Below are 19,971 nucleotides of genomic sequence, written 5' to 3' on the forward strand. Positions count from 1 at the left end.
CCATGCCGGTGAACCATGACCTGTATCAGGACCTGAGCTGCTCAAAGGAAGTCATTCAGCAAAAGCGTGCCAATGATCCTCACCTGAACGCGCTGCTGGATAAATATTCGGATATCGACAAGCTGGTCCTGAAGGCAGAAGCCCAGGCTCTGGCGGATGACGAAGTGAGGAAGCTCAAGGAAAAGCGCCTTTCGATCAAAGACGAAATATCCCGGAGTTTGAACGGTACTGCCAGAACGTGACCAACGTATGGGGGCGCAGTGTCGCCCCCTGTTCGGCAGCCTGATCTGATGGTTGTAACGCTAATCAGGCGACTACGCCTGTCTGGGCCGGGATCGTCCGTTGCACCATATCGCGCAGCGCCAGCATCGAGGCCGCCGATTCGTGTTCGATACGCCGCTTGAGCAACAGTTGATTGGCCAGGCGCATCCGCCATCCGCTGAAGCGATATTCCAGAGTGCGAACGAAGCGCGTGCCATCACCCTCGCTGGCGCATTCATACGTCACCAGCAGTTCCAGGCCATGATTACCCTGAGCCCGAGCGCTCCAGCGGCGGCCCGGCAGGTATTCGTTGACCTCCCAGCTCAAATGCCCGGCACGCCCGCCAGCATGAATCTCCTCTTCAAAACGTGAACCCGCGTGCAGCGGCCCTTGTTGGCCGTCGACTTTCAGTGATGAAGGGTGCCACTCGGGCCAACGCGTCGCGGTGCTGGCGTAGGCGAGCACGGCGATCGGGTCGCGCGCGATGTCGATCTGGTGCTGCATGCGGGTCATCGGCGCTCGCCTCGTTTGAAGGTGCGAATGATCGGGTTCGTCTTCCCAGTACAGCGTGCCGAAAAGGTAGTCCATCAGCGGTAAAACGATATTGAAATTGCGTTCCTGCATCAGCTCGCGACGATGATGCAGTTCGTGCAGACGGCGCATCTGGCGAATCCACGGCAGGCGGGTGACGGGATTGCTCGGCGGCAGATGTTCGCAGGCGTGAAACACCTCGTAGGTCAGGTAGCCGAGGATCATGCAGCCTGCGAACAGCCCGGCGACGTTGCCATTGAGGTGTTGGAACAGCCACCAGGCCGGCAGGGTGATTACCAGGCTGTGCAGCACGATCAGCCAGGCCGGAAACAGAATCACCCGCCAGTCGCGCACCGTGTCGTAGGTCATGTGGCCGGGGGTGAAAAAACTGTGGTGATCGCCGGCGTGCCGGGCATAGAACAGCCGCGCAAAGGTCCTTTTGTGATGGCCCAGATGCCGGTGCACCACGTAAACGGCGAAATTGAAAAACAGCAACGTCAGCGGCACCGCCAGCCATTCCAGCGGTTGCACCTGATGCACGGTGCTCCAGAACAGCGTGATACCCAGCCCCCCGAAGGCCAGTACAAAACCACCGTGCAGCCACGGGTTGTAGAGCCGATGAATATCAGCTCGATAGCGTGCACGAAACGCCTGCGTGGTTTGCCTCACCGCGATCACCTGTTGTCGTTGTTATAAAAGCAAGACTAGTCGCGGCGAAATTATCTGGCCAATGGATGTTGGAAATGGGTGGGTATTCACGCCGAACGGGCGTGGATGTTGTTTAGATCAAGGGGTTCCAGCGTTGCGACCAGTCGCTGTCGGCCTTGACCAGTTCCCGTAGCAGCTCGAACGCCTGTTGCAGCACCGCCGAGTCGCGATCCCGCGAGTACACCAGATACGTCGGGTAGCTGAATTCCGGGGCTTTGGGCACCCGTTCCAGCACACCGTTGTCGAGGTAGGTCTGGACCACCCGAGTGCGGAAATAACCGGTGCCACCGTTTTGCAGGATGTATTGCAGCGCCAGAGGGCCGAGGTTGAAGCTTAACGCGGCTTTGGCCTTGTCCGGCAGCGCCGCGTCGTGCTGGCGGCGAAACTCCTTGCCCCAGTCGATATAGACATAGGGCTCGGGCCTGGACGGCAGGCGCACCTGGATGAGTTTTTCCTCCAGCAGTTGCTCCACTTGCAGCCGTGGCCAGTACTCGGGTTGAAATACCAGCGCGGCATCCAGCACGCCCATTTCCAGCTGACGCAGCAGGTTTTCGCCGTCGCGGATTTCCGTGCGCAACGCATGGCTGGGGATCTTCTCGCGCAATTCACGGGCCCAACTGAGCATCAACGGGTTGCACAAACTGACCTCGCCGCCGATGTGCAGCACATTGCGGTAGCCTTCCGGCAGTGGTAGATCCCGACGCGCCGCTTCCCAGGTTTGCACCAACTGATTGGCGTAGACCACGAAAGCTTCGCCGTCCGCAGTCAGGCGAGCACCGGCGCGGTTGCGCACGAACAGGGTGCTGGCGAGTTGGCTTTCGAGCTTCTGCACCCGCGCGGTAATTGCTGTCTGGGTGACGTGGAGCTTTTCGGCGGCAGCCGCAAGACTGCCGCAGCGAACGATTTCCAGAAAGGTGCGGGCGAGATCGATGTCCATAAGCAGTCGCTGACGTAAAGAGCCCAGCAGTGTAGAGCAAGCGTCAGCCTGAACTCGAGCTGAATGCTACGGATGCGGCGTGCATCGGCGCGAGTCCTCGCTCTACACTGCAAAAGACCCCAATAACAACGGACGTTCCCATGACAGCAAAGTCGGCCGCGAACATTCTCGACACCGTCGAAGGCCAACGTTTGGCGGGTGATGAGGCTGAGCGCTGGCGTGAGTGGGGGCCGTACTTGAGTGAACGGCAGTGGGGCACGGTGCGCGAGGATTACAGCGCCGATGGCGACGCCTGGAGGTATTTCCCGCATGAGCATGCCCGCAGCCGGGCTTATCGTTGGGGCGAGGACGGGTTGGCGGGGTTCTGCGACCGAGCCCAGCACTGGTGCATCGGGTTGGGGCTGTGGAACGAGCGCGACCCGATTCTCAAGGAACGTCTGTTTGGCCTGAACAATGCCGAAGGCAATCACGGCGAGGACGTCAAAGAGCTGTATTTCTACGTCGACGGGGTACCGAGCCATGCCTACATGCGCATGCTCTACAAGTACCCGCAGCGGGCGTTTCCCTATGCCGAGCTGGTGGCCGAGAACGCCCGTCGCGGGCTGGACGATGGCGAGTATGAAATCCTTGATACCGGCGTGTTTGACGACGATCGCTACTTTGATGTGACGGTGGAATACGCCAAGCGCAGCCCGGACGACCTGTTGATGCGGGTCACCGCGCACAACCGTTCTGATCAGCCGGCGCGTCTGCGAGTACTGCCGCAGGTGTGGGCGCGCAACACCTGGAGTTGGGGCGGTGACAGGCACATGCCCAGCCTGACGCTGACCGGCGACTCGGTCATGGCGCAGCACCCGATGTTGGCGGACCGGCAACTCAGTGCCTGGGGCGAGGCGGGGTGCGAGTGGCTGTTCTGCGACAACCAGACCAATCATCCGAAACTCGATGGTACGCCAGCCAACGGCCCGTTCAAGGATGGCATCAACGATTATCTGGCGGACGGCGCCGCTGCTGCTATCCGTCGTGATTCGGGTACTCGGGTGGCTGCGCATTTCGTTCTGGAACTGGACGGGCTGGCGAGCAAAAGCGTCTACCTGCGTTTCGCCCCGGTTCGCGCGCCCAAGGTCAACGCCAAAGCGCTGTTCGAGCGTCGCCGCTCTGAAGCCGATGACTATTACGCCGTGCTGCAAGCCCGGATGCCCGATCCAGACGCGCGTAACGTTCAGCGTCAGGCGTTGGCCGGGCTGCTCTGGTCCAAGCAGCTGTATTACTTTGACGTCAATCGATGGCTCGACGGCGACCCTGGTCAACCGTCGCCACCGCCCGGGCGGCTGCATATCCGCAACACTCATTGGCGGCATTTGTCGAACGCCGACATCGTTTCCATGCCCGACACCTGGGAATATCCTTGGTACGCCTCGTGGGACCTGGGTTTTCAGGCCGTTGCTTATGCGCTGATCGATCCAGGTTTTGCCAAGCATCAACTGCTGCTGTTGGTCAAAGACCGTTTCATGCACCCCAACGGCCAGTTGCCGGCCTACGAGTGGCGTTTCGACGATGCCAACCCGCCGGTGCATGCCTGGGCCAGTTGGCGGGTGTATCAGCGTGACAAGGCCTTGACCGGTGTCGGCGATATGGATTTTCTCGAGCGGATCTTCCACAAGCTGCTGCTGAATTTTTCCTGGTGGGTCAACCGCAAGGATGCCGAAGGTCGCAACCTGTTCCAGGGCGGGTTTCTGGGGCTGGACAACATTGCGCTGTTCGACCGCTCGGCCGTGTTACCGCCTGGATTTCAACTGGATCAGGCCGACGGCACGGCGTGGGTTGCGGCGTATGCGCTGGACTTGATGCGCATCGCCCTGGAACTGGCCAAGCGCAATCCGGTGTACGTCGACATCGCTGTGAAGTTCTTCGAGCACTTCCTCTACATCGCTGGCGCCATCAACCGCGTGGACTATGCCGATGAAGGTTTGTGGGATGAGCAGGATCAGTTTTTCTACGACGTTCTGCACCGTCCCGACGGGGTCAGCGAACCGCTGCGACTGCGCTCCATCGTCGGCTTGATGCCGCTGTTTGCGGTACAGGTGCTGGAACAGCACGAGCACGAAGGGTTGCCGGGTTTGCGTGAGCGATTATTGGGGTTCATGCACCACCGGCCGGATCTGGCGAGTCTGGTTTCACGCTGGACCGAACCCGGAGAAGGTAATCGGATGCTGCTTGCGCTGTTGCGTGGCGAGCGCACCAAAGACCTGCTCAAACGCATGCTCGATGAGGCTGAGTTTCTCTCCGAATTCGGCGTTCGCTCCTTGTCCAAAGCCTTTGCCGAACATCCCTTTGGCATGCAGATCAACGGTAATAAACTGTGTGCCCACTATGAGCCGGCGGAATCCGGTTCGCGGCTGTACGGTGGTAATTCCAACTGGCGCGGGCCGTTGTGGATGCCGATCAACTACATGTTGATTGAGTCGTTGCGTGAGTTTCATCGGTACTACGACGAAAATTTTTCGGTCGAATATCCCAGTGGTTCAGGTTATCTGGCGTCGCTTGCCGAGGTGGCCGACAGCTTGAGTCAGCGCCTGACTCGGCTGTTTCTGCGGGATGAAAACGGTAGCCGACCGTCGATGGCCGGCTTCGCGCAGCTCCAGGCCGACCCGTTGAGCCGTGACCTGGTGCTGTTTCACGAGTACTTCCACGGCGAAACCGGCCGTGGCCTCGGCGCCTCCCATCAAACCGGCTGGAGCGCGCTGGTGGCATTGTTGTTGTAATTATTATTGTAGGAGCTGCCGCAGGCTGCGATCTTTTGATCTTGATCCTTTAGCAATTTCAGAACCGTAAAAGATCAAAAAATCAAAAGATCGCAGCCTGCGGCAGCTCCTACGGGGGTAATCAAGCGATCAAGCAATCAGCGTTGCTTCACGCTCCAATGCCCACGGCGCAATCAAGCGCTGCGGGGTCTGGCAGGTTTTGCGCTTGAACACGAAGTTATGGCACTTCTCCGCGAACTGTTGGCGGTTATGCACCATGTCCAGTTGCATCTGTGCCAGCTCGACCTCGCGACAGTGTTCGATCTGCTGAAGGTCCATGCTGGCTTTGCGCGCTCGTAACGCCGCGTACTTTTCATCGGTCAACGCGCTGTTGGCCTGTTGCAGTAGCCATTGGCTGAACTCGCGCGGGCAGCGCGGGCCGATGTCCTGAATCATCCCCAATTGCCAGGCCTGAAACGCGCTGATCGGCAGGCATTCTTCGGTGAGCTTATGCGCAACTTCGCTGCCCACTGCGCGAGGCAAACTGTAGGTCCAGTACTCGGAGCCATACAGGCCCATGGTTTTGTAATGCGGATTGAGCACCACACCGGCTCGGGCGAACACGATGTCGGCGGCCAGCGCCAGCATCACGCCGCCGGCTCCGGCGCCGCCGGTCAGACCGCTGACCACCAGTTGCCGGGCAGTCAGCAGTTCCTGGCAGACATCATCGATCGCCTGAATATTGGCCCAGGCTTCCAGCCCCGGCACCTTGGCTGCCTGAATGACATTGAGGTGCACGCCATTGGAAAAGCTCCCGCGACCGCCCTTGATCAGCAGCACTCGAGTGTCACGGGCCTTGGCCCAGCGCAGCGCCTCGACCAATCGCTGACACTGTTCAGTGCTCATGGCGCCGTTGTAGAACTCGAAGGTCAGTTCACCGACGTGGCCCGACTCCCGATAACGAATCGGTTGATAGGTGGCCTCGTTGAACGGCTGGTTGGCGATCGAGCCGTCCAGTACCGGAACTTCATTGAGTTGCCCGGCCAGCACATGCCGCGCTGGCAACTTGAAGGTTTCTTCCCCGGGCTGAGCCTTGCGCTTGAGCGAGCCGACCCACAGGCTGCGATCGCCGGTCGCGACCAGTACAGCATCGTCTTGCACGGCAAGGATTTCCCCCGGCGTGCCGCTGCGTGAATCCAGATGGGCGTCGTACAGGTAATACTGCCCGCCGGCCAGACTTGCCAACACACCGGGCTGGCCGTCGGCGGCGTCAATGCTGCGTTTGATGAACCGCGCACAATCGTGCCAGCTGAAGGTTCGGTCGGCCTGTTTCATGTTGGGCTTCAGGCGTCCGATGACGTTGGGCTGCGTGTAATCAAGTGGTGTCGGGACGAAATCGCTGGCGAACTTTTCCACCACATCGCGAATGCAATGGATTGCCGCGTCACTCACCGGGCCGTTGTACAGCTCGGATTTGCGCACGTCGGCGGGCATGTTGAATTCATAGGTCGACCAGATCGGCCCGGCATCCATTTCTTCGACCGCCTGCAAGGCGGTAACGCCCCAACGGCTGACCTGCTGGGTGATGGCCCAATCCAGCGCACTGGCGCCACGGTCGCCGACGATGCCCGGGTGAATGATCACCACCGGGCGCTCCGGGTTGCTCCAGAGCTGTTGCGGAACGCGATCCCTGAGAAACGGGCAGATCACCAGCTCGGCCGACGATTCCTCGATCTGCCGGCACACCGAGGCTTCATCGGTGAACAGCACCACACTGGGCTCATGACCCGATTGGCGCAAATCCAGCCAGGCACGTTGGGTCAAACCGTTGAACGCCGATGACAACAAAATGATCTTCAATGACCGCATGAATGACTCTTCCCTGAGGATGCGCGGCCGGAGGCTCCCATTGAGCCGTCCCTGGCCTTTGATGGAAGCGCAAGGGTAGAGAGTGTGTTGCGAGGGTTAGCTGACCGAGATCAATCTTGTGTTTGCAAATCGTTCATCAGTCGACGAGTTGTTGATTGCTGTTGGTAAACCGCTTTGATTCTGTCTGATCTGAAACGACAAACCCGCCAGTCTTGTGAAAAGGTGGCGGGTTTTGTGTGGTCTGCGTGCACTATCGACCTGTTGCGAGGGGGCAAGCCCTAATGCCAGTCAGTTAAGTGAACACAAAGTTCGAAACAGCAAGGATCGAATGTGGGAGCGAGCTTGCTCGCGATAGCGGTGTGACAGTAACCATTGATGCAGAATGTAACACCGTCATCGCGAGCAAGCTCGCTCCCACAAGAGCCCCACGGCGTTGGCCGCTACTCAGGTGTATCGAGGTGATCCAGCGCTCGATTCACCGCCAACTCGGCCAGGGAAATCATCTGTTGAATCGCCAGCGCGGTATTGCGTTTGGGGCCTTCGAGGTCGAACGCCAGATCGCTGGCCATGACATTGGCTGAAGCGAGGGTTTCGCAGGCGTGGGCCAGCAGGGTTTCGCTGTCGACGTCGGGGGCGATGACGAAAATGCAGCCGGGGCGTCGGTCGGCTAACAGTGCCTTGGTTTCGGGCAGCACCAGGTAATGATCGAGCGCACGGTGCGCGGCGGCGTGGAGTTCTTTCGAGTCGAGGGAAGCGTAGGGAGAAACGGGATCGGTTTCAGAGGGATTGGGGGTGGCTTTGAACATGGTGAACCTCACTTTGTCATCGGGAAACACCTTGAATTCGGGGCCGCCAAGCCCGTGCCGCTGAATGGTCAGCGACATGTAAACGATAGGGGCGAGGGCCAATACGCACAAGCCGGCGGATTCTGGCGCAGGTGTAGGTCGCTACGCAAGGCGCTGTAGCCTCTGATGGGCACCGCGTGGGCAAGCTTAAACACCCGTAGCAGCTGTCGAGCCCGCGAGGCTGCGTTCGGCCGCGAAGCGGTCGTAAAATCATGCAACACGTTCATTCAGGTAAACCGCGTACACAGGGTTTGCGAGGACTGCGTCCTCGAACGCAGCCTCGCGGGCTCGGCAGCTGCTACGGGCGCGAGCTTTACACCTTCGGTATACCGGCAGGTGTTATCTATGTAGGGCTTCACGTGGATGACCAAGGCATAAAGTGACCCTCGATTGGATGAGGCTGAGAAGAATCTCTCGCCCCTTCAACTCACAAAACACGGTTGCTTTCTGTCTCCAATTGGATACACTTCCTTGTGACTTATCTGATCCAGCAAACCAAGTATTTTGCTCATTGGCTTGTATCTGTACGCGATATACGCGCAAGGATTGCCATCGCACGACGCATTGATCGAGCCACAACTGGCAACCTGGGCGATGTGAAGCCAGTAGGTGAAGGTGTATCCGAGATGCGCGTTGATGTCGGGGCTGGATACCGCGTGTATTTCACAATGCGCGGCGGTGTTGTCGTGGTCCTGCTGGCTGGCGGGGACAAGTCCACTCAACCTGCCGATATCCGGCAGGCCAAAAGATTGGCAAAGGAGGTTTGAAAATGTCCGATACCCTTATGCCGTTTGATATGGCGGAGCTTCTGGACACTGATGAAGCCGTCAGCGAGTACCTGTCTCAGGTACTGGCCGAGGGCGACACTGACGAGTTCATCCGTGCGGTTGGATACGTCGCAAAAGCGCGCGGTATGGCCCAGATTGCGAATGACTCAGGCCTTGGCCGGGCAAGCTTGTACAAAGCATTTGCGCCGGGCGCCAAGCCACGCTTCGACACTGTGATTAAAGTGATGCGCGCGATGGGCATTGAGCTCCACGCTACTGTTGGGCGTGCTTGAGAGTCAAAACGCAAAGCACGAACAACCCAACGCGCCCCAGAACCCCTGAAAGTCGCTGACTGGCGCATTCGACAAGCGCGCTCGCTCATGGCTGTGGGCATGCACGGCGCAGGCGCCCACGCATTGATGCATTTGGGCGGTGAGCGGCGCCAGGGGTTTCCAGTGCCCCGGCACGCTCACCACCGGCGACCAATCGGGCATCACCGGTAGACGCGGCGGGCCGAGCTTTTCGAATTCGAGGCTGCCGTAGACCACCTTGCCGTCGACCACAGTCAGTATCGATTCAATCCACTTGATCGCTTCGTCGTCGACGCTGAAATAGTCGGCTGACAACGCCACCAGATCGGCCAGTTGCCCGACCTTGATCTGGCCCTTTGTGCCTTGCTCGGAGGAGAACCAGGCGCTGCCATGGGTGTAGAGTTCCAGCGCCGTGTCGCGGCTCAGGCCTTGCGGGTACAGCTCCAGACCGCCGACGGTGCGGCCGCTGACCAACCAGTAGAGCGACGTCCACGGGTTGTAGCTGGAGACGCGGGTGGCGTCGGTGCCGGCACCGACCGGAATGCCTTCGGCGAGCATGCGCTGGATCGGTGGGGTGTGCTCGGCGGCCTTGGCGCCGTAGCGGTCGACAAAGTACTCGCCCTGAAAAGCCATGCGGTCCTGAATCGCAATGCCACCGCCCAGCGCGCGAACCCGCTCGATATTCTGCGGGGTGATGGTTTCGGCGTGATCGAAGAACCACGGCAGCCCGTCGAATGGAATGTCGCGGTTAACCTTCTCGAACACGTCGAGCATCCGTGTGATCGATTCGTTGTAGGTGGCGTGCAGGCGGAATGGCCAGCGTTGCTCGACCAGATGCCGGACCACCGGTTCCAGCTCCTGCTCCATGGTCTGCGGCAAATCCGGACGTGGCTCGAGGAAGTCTTCGAAATCTGCCGCGGAGAACACCAGCATTTCGCCAGCGCCATTGTGCCGCAAAAAGTCGTCACCCTGGCCGTAGTGCGAGGTGTTAGTCCAGTTCTTGAAGTCGGTCAGTTCTTCCTTGGGCTTTTGGGTGAACAGGTTGTAGGCGATGCGCACGCTGAGTTGCTGGTCTTTCGCCAACTGCTGGATGACCTGATAGTCGTCCGGGTAATTCTGAAAGCCGCCACCGGCATCAATGGCGCTGGTGACGCCGAGACGATTGAGTTCGCGCATGAACTGCCGGGTCGAGTTGACCTGATACTCCAGCGGCAGCTTCGGTCCCTTGGCCAGGGTCGAGTACAGGATCATCGCGTTCGGACGGGCGATCAGCATGCCCGTGGGGTCGCCATTGGCATCGCGCTGGATTTCACCACCCGGCGGGTTCGGCGTATTGCGGTCGTAGCCGACTACTTTCAGCGCCGCGCGGTTGAGCAGGGCGCGGTCATACAGGTGCAGGACGAACACCGGGGTGTCAGGTGCGGCTTTGTTCAGTTCTTCAATCGTCGGCAAGCGTTTTTCGGCGAACTGAAACTCGGTCCAGCCACCGACCACGCGTACCCATTGCGGTGTCGGCGTGCGATCGGCCTGATCCTTGAGCAGGCGCAAGGCGTCGGCCAAGGACGGCACGCCTTCCCAGCGCAGTTCGAGGTTGTAGTTCAGGCCGCCGCGAATCAGGTGCAAGTGCGAGTCGTTGAGGCCGGGGATCACCGTGCGTTTTTGCAGGTCGATGACTTGCGTGCTGGCGCCGCGCAGAGGCATGACGTGCGCATCATCGCCGACGGCAATAAACCGCCCGTCCTTGATGGCGACCGCACTGGCCTGGGGCTTGTCCCGGTCAATGGTGTGCAGGCGACCGTTGAACAATATGAGATCGGCTGGGGTAGTGGTCATGCTGGTGCTCTCCGCAAGTAGAGGACTGATCCAGGCACCGACGGCGCCTGCCGAAAGGCCTTGCAGTACGCGGTAGTGAAAGCCGTCGTGGCAGTCAGATGGACTCATGGCGTCGTTCTCCGCAGGTGTTCGGTCGCGCGAGCAGCCGGATGCGCGAGCCATACGGCCAGCAAAGAATATAGACGGCTAATTCGGGGTCGATGCGTCGTGCGGGGAAATTTACGACCGGCAGAAACGACGAATCCCGCCATGGAGGCGGGATTCGTGTGCAGCCAGACGGGCTCCCAGGGGCGGGAGCCGCCGTCTTAGCTCGGGAACAGCTCGGACAGTTTCATGGCCAGCATCATGTCGCCTTCAGCGCGCAGTTTGCCGCCCATGAATGCTTGCATGCCGTCGGTCGAACCGTCGACGATGCCTTGCAGGGTTTCGCCGTCCATGACCAGAGTCACTTGAGCATCCGGGTTTTCGCCTTCCTGCAGGTCGCAAGTGCTGTTTTTGACGATCAGCGAGAAGTTCTTGGTGTCGTCGATGCGGAAACCGAAAACCAGGTCCAGGCCGGCAGCAGCGGCTGGGTTGAACTTGGCTTTCATTGCTTGTACGGCGTCAGCTACGGAGGTCATGGTTCGATCCTTTCATGATGTGTTACAACAAGGGTCACAGTGATCCGGACTCAACGGAAAGTGATGAGTTCCGGGGCCTTCAGCAGTTGTAAATGTGCATGACTGTTGAAGGAAGCCAGCGCCACCTCGCGACCACGGAACTTCAGTTGGTTGAGCGAGGTGTTGACGATTTGCCAATTCAGCTCAAAGGCCTGCTTTGCCGGCATTTGAGTAATCAGGTGGAGCAGGGCAGTGATAGTCCCGCCAGAGGTGAACACGGCGATTTTCTGGGTGTTCTCGGCTTGTTCGAGAATACGTTGCAAGCCTGCCTGGACCCGCTCGACGAAGCCAAGCCAGCTTTCGAGGCCCGGTGGGTCGTACGTGCCCGCCAGCCAGCGCTCGATGATCAAGGCAAAGATTCGCTGAAACTCGCCGCGATTCTGCGCGGCATTGCGCAGGATGTGCAGGGCTTCAGGCTCTTCGGGTAACAGGTCTGGAAGCAGCGCGCGGATCACCGCTTCGGCGTCGAACTCGTTGAAGGCCGAATCGATTTCCAGAGGCGGCACCGGCAGGCCGACAGCACCGAATTGCGCCAGAGCGCTGTTGGCGGTGTGTTGCTGACGACGCAGGTCGCCCGACAGGCAGCGGTCGAAACTCAATCCCAGTTCAGCCAGGTGGCTGCCGAGTACTTCTGCCTGACGAACACCGGTCGGCGACAGCACGTCGTAGTCGTCTGCACCGAAGGAGGCCTGGCCATGTCGAATCAAATAGATGGTGCCCACGTCCGCGTCATCCCGGTACGTTGAAGGTTTTGCGAGGTTATGAGGATGCCGGTGAGCTGTCAATGAAAAAACATACGCTTGTTTGAAATGCTCGTTGGAGGGCCGTTACAGAAGGTTTCATGACTGGTCGCAACGCGGCCGCATGGGTATGCTGAAGGTATACGCGCCTGCGTGTTCAGCGGCGCACTGTAGTTAAGGAGTCGATGTGGATTTTCTTGCCGAGTACGCAAGTTTTCTGGCTAAAACCGTGACCCTGGTGATTGCCATTTTGGTGGTCCTGGCCAGTTTTGCGGCGTTGCGCAGCAAGGGCCGGCGCAAAGCTGCGGGCCAGTTGCAGGTCAACAAACTGAATGATTTCTACAAAGGGCTGCGTGAGCGTCTGGAGCAGTCGCTGCTCGACAAGGATCAGCTCAAGGCCGTGCGTAAGTCCGAAGCCAGGGCCGAGAAAAAACAGAAGAAAAAACCTGAAGCCAAATCTCGGGTGTTCGTGCTGGATTTCGACGGCGACATCAAGGCTTCGGCGACTGAAAGCCTGCGCCACGAAATCACCGCGCTGCTGTCCCTGGCCACGCCGAAGGACGAAGTTGTGCTGCGTCTGGAAAGCGGCGGTGGCATGGTTCACAGCTACGGTCTGGCGTCCTCGCAACTGGCGCGCATTCGTCAGGCCGGTGTGCCATTGACTGTGTGCATCGACAAGGTCGCGGCCAGCGGCGGCTACATGATGGCGTGCATTGGCGAGAAGATCATCAGCGCACCGTTTGCCATTCTGGGTTCGATCGGCGTGGTGGCGCAGTTGCCTAACGTCAATCGTTTGCTGAAAAAGCATGACATCGACTTCGAAGTCCTGACGGCCGGCGAGTACAAACGCACGCTGACGGTGTTTGGCGAAAACACCGAAAAAGGCCGGGAGAAGTTTCAGGAAGACCTGGATGTCACTCACGAGCTGTTCAAGAACTTCGTCTCGCGCTACCGCCCACAGCTGGCCATCAACGAAGTGGCCACCGGTGAAATCTGGTTGGGTGTCGCAGCGCTGGAAAAACGCTTGGTCGATGAACTGAAAACCAGCGATGAATACCTCGCTGAACGCGCCAAGGGTGCAGAGCTGTTTCACCTGCATTATTCCGAACGCAAGAGCCTGCAAGAACGCGTCGGCCTGGCGGCCAGCGGTTCGATTGATCGTGTCTTGCTGACCTGGTGGAGTCGCTTGACCCAACAGCGCTTCTGGTAAGGCGCACGGGGGCTCGCCAGTGCGGGCCCGTTATCGCGGCGTCGGGTGCAATGCCCGGCGCTGTACAGGCTCATGTCGCTGGCGTTTACCCTCTGCATTTCAGGTCCTTTGAGACTGTCGCGTTTTCCCTCCGGATTGAAGAAGTTTCCTGCTTTTATTCAGGCAGGCGGCACATAAGCTCTCAACTCCCAAGTCAACTGCAAAGGATTGCAAATGATGGAGCTAGAGAGTCAACACCACCCTGCCACTGGCCGGTTACCGGCTCTGAACAAGCAGACGCTGTCGAGCCTGGCACTGGACACGGTGATACCTTCGACCGCAGCCCAATATGCCGCAAAGCTGATCGAGGAGCGTTGGGGAGCAGCGCCATTGGCCGCTCTACTGGTCAATATCAATTACCGTTACCCCGCGCAAACGGGTGTGCAGCAAGGGCAGGTCAGCAAGTCGCAAAGCCTGGTGCAGGTCCTGCTGTCCAACTACCAGACCGTGGGCGCCGGTCGTTTCGCAGAAACGGTATTCGGCCTGTACACGCCTCCTGCCGTGGGCCCGGAATTCCGGATAGACCAGCCGATCAACTCTGACGGTGGGTTCTTGGACTACGAGGGTATCTATCGTCAAACAACTCCTCAGTTTTACGGTCCGAGTACTCAACTGAAACTGCAGCCAGCGGAGTTCAAAAAGTGGGTATGGGAGCTGGAGTTCAAGGACAAATATACCGCGTATGTGCACGCTGTCTGGCCTTCCGATGAGGCCTGCCTTGCACCACAAGGCTATCCGCTACGCACCTCGGTCAAGACAGCGTTTGTCATGGCGGCTTACTTGCAGCGCCAGGAAAACAGCCTGACCCCGGACGGACTCAAGTTGGCACTACTGGCTGCCGGGTTCGATGCGCAGCAAACGTGGGAGCAGCTGACGGTTGAGCAGTTGCGGGCCTGGGCGACAATCGAGTCCTCCATAGAGGCCTCGCGCCTGGTCATTTACCGTTATGTATCGAGCGATATCTGGAGCTTTCGGGAAAAAACCAGTGAGCGGATTCTGCTTTATATCCCGGGAAACTCTTCTCCCTTCCACGAGTTTGCCAACCACAAGGCGTTGTACGAATGGGTGGTCGAGGTGGGCAAGGACGTTGCCAGGAAAGAGGCTCTGGGAGCGCATTTTTCCGACGATGACCGGCAGGACGGTACGTTCCACGCTGGCGTGTTGACCGCGCTGGACGGAATGGCAATGTACCCCCGTCAACACCACCTGAAGAAAGGCCATGGCTTTTTCAACGATGATGGTTACTGGGATCCTGCCGATTACGTTCACCTGAAGGTCGCAACGTCTCCGGCCGATCCCTTCGCGCAGTGGGTGTTGGTGATGAAGCAGGCGGCCCAGGCCAGTATCGAAACCATTCGTGACGATGCCCAGGTCAACCGAGACGATTTGAGTGCGGTGGTCGAGCCCATTGTGCAATGGATCAACAAATTTGGCCCCTTGGCGTTGTTCGTTCCGGGAGGCGAAGGTTTGCTGGCGTTGGCCGGACTGATTGATGCCGGTTATGGGCTGGCTCAGGCGGTTGATGGCAAGACTCCTGAAGAGCGCTCCGCCGGCGTCACGCGTATGGTATTCGGCTTGCTCAACGCCTTGCCATTGGCCGCAGCGGGTGCCGCCATCAAGACTGAAGAACAGGCTGCCGTTGCTGGGGCAGAGCCGGACCCTGCCCCGGTGGTCATCGAGGAGCCGTCGCCTGGCGAGCACCCGTTCGTGCCCCCGGATGTCGCACCTCCCGCCCCGGGTGCCGAGCGGGTAGCACTGATGCGCGGGATCGGACCCAGTGTCCAGGCATTCAGCGATGAGGTACTGGCCCAGATCGCTCATGTCAGTGCGGTGGACGATGACGTATTGCGCCTGATGCACGCGGGGCAGAGGGCACCGTCTCCGGTGCTGGCGGACACCATCAGCCGATTCACTATCGATCAGGATCTGCAACGTGCAATCGACTCATTACCCGAGGGGTCTGCGCAGGCTAAGCAGCTAAAAAGCACAAGAGTCGAGCAATTCAAGCGAAGTTACGCCGCACTCCAATACTCGGATAACGAGCGGGTCAGGCTGTTTCAGCATCAGTATCCGGGTTTACCAAAAAGTGCGGTGGAGCAAATGCTCGACAGGTCTGGGGTGGACATCGATGCCCCCCACACACTGGCTGATACCAAACGAGTGCTGGGGCAGGTGAGCGGCAAGGCGCGGCAGTACGAGCAACATGTACGCCTGTGCCGCGCCTATGAGGGGCTTTATCTGAAGTCGGTCGAAAACATCGACAGCGATGTACTGGTTTTGCATACCCTGGAACGACTGCCGGGCTGGTCGCGCAAGATTCGAACCGAGGTGCTCGACGGGTTGGTCGGTACGGCTGAGTTTGACCAAGCGCTTCTCGATCTTCTGCCGCAAGAACAACGCTCGGCCCTCGGTTTGCGTCCAGACCATGAATGGCGGGACTTGCAGCTGAAAATCCGCGAGAACGCACTGCCGCGCTCCGAGCTGATGCTCGGGCTGCACAGGATGGACTCCGGGTTGACCTTTCAGCGTTTCGGGTTGCACGGTGGTGGATTTCCAAACACCGCGCAGTCCGCTGAACTGTCCATGGAGATGATGAGGCTTCAGGTCAAAGAAATTTATCCTGCTTTTACAACTGAGCAGGCGGATGAGTTTCTGTTAAATGCGGGAGCCCGGGCTCAGGCTGATCTTTCTCGGTTGAGGTTGCAGGCCGAGCAACTGCGTATCGATATCACCGAGTGGATTGAAGACATCAGCGATGATATCGAAGACATGGATATCGAGCTTCTGTTCGCGGGTGATGAGGAGGCCGAGGGAATGAGCGACGCCGAGATCGAGGAGGAGAACGACACGCGCATAGAGGAATGGATGGATATTGAGCGCGAGACCCGATATGAGCTGGCCGAGGAGCTGGTCGCCATTTGGCAAAAGCGCAGTGGGCCAGACAGCAGGATCTATGGGGATGGTCAGTTGATTGGTTTTCACCTGGACATGGACTTTGAGCGGATGCAAAACCTCCCACAGCTCAATGTAAAGTTGAATGACGTGGTGTCTCTCACCATGCCGAACTTCAAGTTAACGCATCGCGGCAGCCTTAACGGATTCCTTGAGTGTTTTCCCAACCTGCGCACGTTGAATATGCAGGGCGTCGATTTACGGCTTTTTGATCAGAATGGGATTGAGGTTGGCCGCTTACCGCCCGCGATCGCTGATATGCGTCAGCTTGAGACGCTGAATCTCAAAGCGACCGGGCTGGTCCTGACAGAGGGAAGAGAGGGAAGAGAGGGAAGCAAAGCACAACTCGCCGAGCTTACCCGACTTCAGGAACTCGATTTAAGCGAAAACCCGCTCGATGTCCCGCCGGCAGTGATTCGGATGACTGAATTGCGTCAACTCAAACTGCGGGGAGCGGGTCTCAGGACTTGTCCGATTGTTACGCTCGATCACCCTTATCTGGAAAGTCTGGATCTGCGTGACAACCAGATAACCCGAGTGCCTCAAGCGGTTCGAAGGCAGTCGGTGGTCAAGGGCAACCTCTTGCTTTCAGGCAATCCGTTAACCGACGTAGATAGTTTGAGATGGGTCATGGACCATCGCAAACAGACCGGGATCAATCTATGGATGGGATCCGTTGCAGACGATTTCGCAAAGCCTGACCGCTGGTTGACCGGACTTTCCCCGGAGCAAGCGACACAGCAGACATCGCGTTGGGAGCGTGTTTTGGCGAAAGAGGGCAGCAGCCGCTTTTTCGGAACCCTGGGGGTGTTGACGCGCACAGCGGATTTTCGGGTGGATTACCCACCGTTGCAGTTGCGTGTGTGGCGCATGCTGGACGAGATGGATGCGTCGCCAGGGCTTTGCCAGGCGCTGTTTCAGGATGTAGGGTGGTCGGCCGTCGATGGCGATGACCCGTTTGCCAGTTTTGAACGACTGGAAGACAGAATCACGTCATTCAAGGAGCCGTCGGTGAAAAAAGCCAGGCTCGATGGCGAGGCTCTTCAAGCGCCGTAGGTGGAGCAGGGACTTTGTAGCAGACATGAAAAACCTTGAGTCCCGGCACATGCGCCGGGCTCAAGGTTTTTTGTCGATCAGCGGCGACGGAACAGTGGTAGCGGTTCGTCCGTGGCGGCCTGGTAGGTCACCGAGAAGTCCTTGAGGCTTTCAAGTGCTTCGTACGGGTCCTTGTCGGCGCGCAATGCATAAGCGTCGAAACCGCAGCGGTGCAGGTAGAACAGCTGATCGCGCAGCACATCGCCGATTGCCCGCAGTTCGCCCTTGAAGCCGTAGCGGTCACGCAGCAGGCGGGCGTTGGAGTAGTTGCGCCCGTCGGTGAAGGCCGGGAAGTTCAGGGCAATGACCTGAAAGTGCGCGACGTCATCACCGATTTCTTCGGCTTCTTCATCGGCGTCCAGCCACACACCCAGACCGCCATCACGAGCCTTGAGGGCGTGACCGTGATCGCGCCACAGAGCCAGCGGCACGATCAGGTCGTCGCAGTTGGAAATGCCGTCGAAGGTCGCGTCCTTGGGCAGCAAGTGCCAGGTTTCGTCGATGACCTCGTTGTTCTTAATTATTCGCTGCATAGACGCGTTCCTTGAAGAGGTCGATGCCGATACGTTGATAGGTGTCGATGAAGCGCTCGTCTTCGGTCCGTTGTTCCACGTACACGTCGATCAGCTTCGAGATCACATCCGGCATGTCGTCCTGGGCGAAGGACGGGCCGAGGATCTTGCCCAGGCTGGCGTCGCGGCTGGCGCTGCCGCCGAGGGACACCTGGTAGAACTCTTCACCTTTCTTGTCCACCCCGAGGATGCCGATGTGGCCGACGTGGTGGTGACCACAGGCGTTCATGCAGCCGGAGATGTTCAGGTCAAGTTCGCCGATGTCGAACAGGTAGTCCAGGTCGTCGAAACGGCGCTGGATGGCTTCAGCGATCGGGATCGACTTGGCGTTCGCCAGGGAGCAGAAGTCGCCGCCCGGGCAGCAGATGATGTCGGTCAGCAGGCCGATGTTCGGCGTAGCGAAACCTTGCTCGCGCAGTTCGCCCCACAGGGCGAACAACTGGCTCTGCTCGACGTCAGCCAGAATGATGTTCTGCTCGTGGGAGGTGCGCAACTGGCCAAAGCTGTAGCGGTCGGCCAGGTCGGCAACGCCATCGAGTTGCTTGTCGGTCACGTCGCCCGGCGCAACGCCGGTTGGTTTGAGTGACAGGGTCACGGCCACATATCCCGGCTTCTTGTGAGCCAGGGTGTTGCGGGTGCGCCAGCGGGCGAAGCCCGGATGCTGCTTGTCGAGATCAGCCAGCTCTGTCGTCTGATCGTCCAGGACTTTGTAGTCCGGATCGACGAAGTGCTTGGCGACGCGATGCACTTCGGCTTCGGTCAGCGTGGTCTGGCCACCGCGAAGGTGTTCCATTTCCGCATCGACTTTTTGCGCGAAGACTTCAGGTGTCAGGGCCTTGACCAGAATCTTGATCCGCGCCTTGTATTTGTTGTCGCGACGGCCATAGCGGTTGTACACACGCAGGATGGCGTCGAGGTAGCTCAACAGGTCTTGCCACGGCAGGAATTCGTTGATGAACGCGCCGACCACCGGTGTACGACCGAGGCCGCCACCGACCAGCACGCGGAAACCCAGCTCGCCAGCCGCGTTGTGCACGGGCTCAAGGCCGATGTCATGGACTTCGATGGCTGCGCGGTCCGACGTCGAACCGTTGATGGCGATCTTGAACTTGCGCGGCAGGTAGGCGAATTCCGGGTGGAAGGTCGTCCACTGACGGACGATTTCGCACCAGGGACGCGGGTCGATCAACTCGTCGGCAGCGACACCGGCGAACTGGTCGGTGGTGACGTTGCGCAAGCAGTTGCCGCTGGTCTGGATCGCGTGCATTTGCACGGTAGCCAGCTCAGCCAGGATGTCCGGAATGTCTTCCAGCGCCGGCCAGTTGAACTGTACGTTCTGCCGGGTACTGATGTGGGCGTAGCCCTTGTCGTAGTCGCGGGCGATCTTGGCCATCATTCGCGTCTGGCGCGAAGTCAGTTGGCCATAAGGCACGGCAACCCGCAGCATCGGGGCGAAGCGCTGGATGTAAAGGCCATTTTGCAGGCGCAGGGGGCGGAATTCTTCTTCGCTCAGCTCGCCTGCCAGATAGCGTCGGGTCTGATCACGGAACTGCTTGACGCGGTCCTCGATGATCCGCTGATCGTACTCGTCGTATACGTACATATAGGTCCTGTTCTCAGGCTTGGGCCAATCAGGAACAGCTGCGCTTTTCGCTCGCTTGATTCCGATACTGCCTTGGCAATTCTGCGCGCACGGCCGCGCACTCCCCACGGAGCCGAGGCAAGATACCAGTTTGCGTTTATGCGCAAAAGTGATGTTTGAGTATATGTAAAGAACCAAATCGACTAATGAGACTGGTTATTGTCTTACCCACATTTGTGGTGCGGGCAATCCTCTACTTAACTGTGCTCGAGTCTTTATGCAATCACCGATAAAACCGACAAGAGGCGATGCAATG

The 19,971-nt window shown here is 59.0% G+C and carries 15 protein-coding genes; 6 read left to right on the forward strand and 9 right to left on the reverse strand.

The features are described 5' to 3' along the window. Positions 1–2: 2 nt before the first annotated feature. Positions 3–242 (forward strand): HP1242/YdcH family protein, encoded by a 240-nt coding sequence (locus BK659_RS15795; RefSeq protein WP_123425937.1) that lies wholly within the window; start codon positions 3–5, stop codon positions 240–242. A gap of 64 nt (positions 243–306) precedes the next feature. On the opposite strand, the gene BK659_RS15800 is transcribed toward BK659_RS15795, so the two are convergent. Both BK659_RS15800 and BK659_RS15805 read right to left on the reverse strand, forming a co-directional pair. Beyond that, the gene (locus BK659_RS15800) at positions 307–1,461 is read right to left on the reverse strand and encodes a sterol desaturase/SRPBCC family protein (RefSeq protein WP_123426100.1); all 1,155 of its coding nucleotides are present in this window, start codon (positions 1,459–1,461) and stop codon (positions 307–309) included. A gap of 112 nt (positions 1,462–1,573) precedes the next feature. Then, entirely contained in the window at positions 1,574–2,437 is an 864-nt protein-coding gene (locus BK659_RS15805) for a LysR family transcriptional regulator (RefSeq protein ID WP_123425938.1), read from the reverse strand. Positions 2,438–2,577: 140 nt separating this feature from the next. On the opposite strand from BK659_RS15805, the gene BK659_RS15810 reads away from it, so the two are divergent. Next, positions 2,578–5,202 carry an MGH1-like glycoside hydrolase domain-containing protein gene (locus BK659_RS15810; protein ID WP_123425939.1) on the forward strand — a complete coding sequence of 875 codons (2,625 nt, stop codon included), beginning with the start codon at positions 2,578–2,580 and terminating at the stop codon, positions 5,200–5,202. A gap of 129 nt (positions 5,203–5,331) precedes the next feature. Here the strand turns inward: BK659_RS15810 and BK659_RS15815 are convergent, their stop codons facing one another. Both BK659_RS15815 and BK659_RS15820 read right to left on the reverse strand, forming a co-directional pair. Further along, entirely contained in the window at positions 5,332–7,050 is a 1,719-nt protein-coding gene (locus tag BK659_RS15815) for a hydrogenase maturation protein (protein WP_123425940.1), read from the reverse strand. 440 nt (positions 7,051–7,490) lie between these two features. Continuing rightward, positions 7,491–7,856, reverse strand: a complete 366-nt coding sequence (locus BK659_RS15820; RefSeq protein WP_123426101.1) for a DUF6124 family protein — start codon at positions 7,854–7,856, stop codon at positions 7,491–7,493. A 512-nt stretch (positions 7,857–8,368) separates the two neighbouring features. Between BK659_RS15820 and BK659_RS15830 the strand changes: the two genes are divergently transcribed. Then, the gene (locus tag BK659_RS15830; RefSeq protein WP_123425942.1) at positions 8,369–8,662 is read left to right on the forward strand and encodes a type II toxin-antitoxin system RelE/ParE family toxin; all 294 of its coding nucleotides are present in this window, start codon (positions 8,369–8,371) and stop codon (positions 8,660–8,662) included. Positions 8,663–8,664: 2 nt separating this feature from the next. Continuing rightward, entirely contained in the window at positions 8,665–8,955 is a 291-nt protein-coding gene (locus tag BK659_RS15835; RefSeq protein ID WP_123425943.1) for an addiction module antidote protein, read from the forward strand. 3 nt (positions 8,956–8,958) lie between these two features. On the opposite strand, the gene BK659_RS15840 is transcribed toward BK659_RS15835, so the two are convergent. The 3 genes from BK659_RS15840 to BK659_RS15850 all read right to left on the reverse strand — a co-directional run bounded on the left by BK659_RS15840 (position 8,959) and on the right by BK659_RS15850 (position 12,187). Beyond that, entirely contained in the window at positions 8,959–10,806 is a 1,848-nt protein-coding gene (locus tag BK659_RS15840; protein ID WP_185015399.1) for an amidohydrolase, read from the reverse strand. Positions 10,807–11,111: 305 nt separating this feature from the next. Further along, on the reverse strand, positions 11,112–11,426 hold the full coding sequence (locus BK659_RS15845) for an SCP2 sterol-binding domain-containing protein (RefSeq protein ID WP_123425945.1): 315 nt from the start codon (positions 11,424–11,426) through the stop codon (positions 11,112–11,114). A 50-nt stretch (positions 11,427–11,476) separates the two neighbouring features. After that, on the reverse strand, positions 11,477–12,187 hold the full coding sequence (locus tag BK659_RS15850; protein ID WP_123425946.1) for a histidine phosphatase family protein: 711 nt from the start codon (positions 12,185–12,187) through the stop codon (positions 11,477–11,479). Between the two features lie 205 nt (positions 12,188–12,392). On the opposite strand from BK659_RS15850, the gene sohB reads away from it, so the two are divergent. Then, a complete protein-coding gene (sohB, locus tag BK659_RS15855; RefSeq protein ID WP_123425947.1) occupies positions 12,393–13,415 on the forward strand; it encodes a protease SohB in 1,023 nt (340 codons plus the stop codon). A gap of 213 nt (positions 13,416–13,628) precedes the next feature. Continuing rightward, entirely contained in the window at positions 13,629–17,462 is a 3,834-nt protein-coding gene (locus BK659_RS15860) for a dermonecrotic toxin domain-containing protein (RefSeq protein WP_123425948.1), read from the forward strand. A gap of 77 nt (positions 17,463–17,539) precedes the next feature. Here BK659_RS15860 and BK659_RS15865 read toward each other — a convergent pair whose 3' ends face one another. Both BK659_RS15865 and BK659_RS15870 read right to left on the reverse strand, forming a co-directional pair. After that, entirely contained in the window at positions 17,540–18,034 is a 495-nt protein-coding gene (locus BK659_RS15865; RefSeq protein WP_123425949.1) for a DUF934 domain-containing protein, read from the reverse strand. Continuing rightward, on the reverse strand, positions 18,018–19,676 hold the full coding sequence (locus BK659_RS15870) for a nitrite/sulfite reductase (protein WP_123425950.1): 1,659 nt from the start codon (positions 19,674–19,676) through the stop codon (positions 18,018–18,020). The genes BK659_RS15865 and BK659_RS15870 overlap by 17 nt, the downstream gene beginning before the upstream one ends. Positions 19,677–19,971: the final 295 nt, after the last annotated feature.

The sequence above is a fragment of the Pseudomonas brassicacearum genome (assembly GCF_003732225.1).
In the GTDB taxonomy this organism is placed as follows: domain Bacteria; phylum Pseudomonadota; class Gammaproteobacteria; order Pseudomonadales; family Pseudomonadaceae; genus Aquipseudomonas; species Aquipseudomonas brassicacearum_E.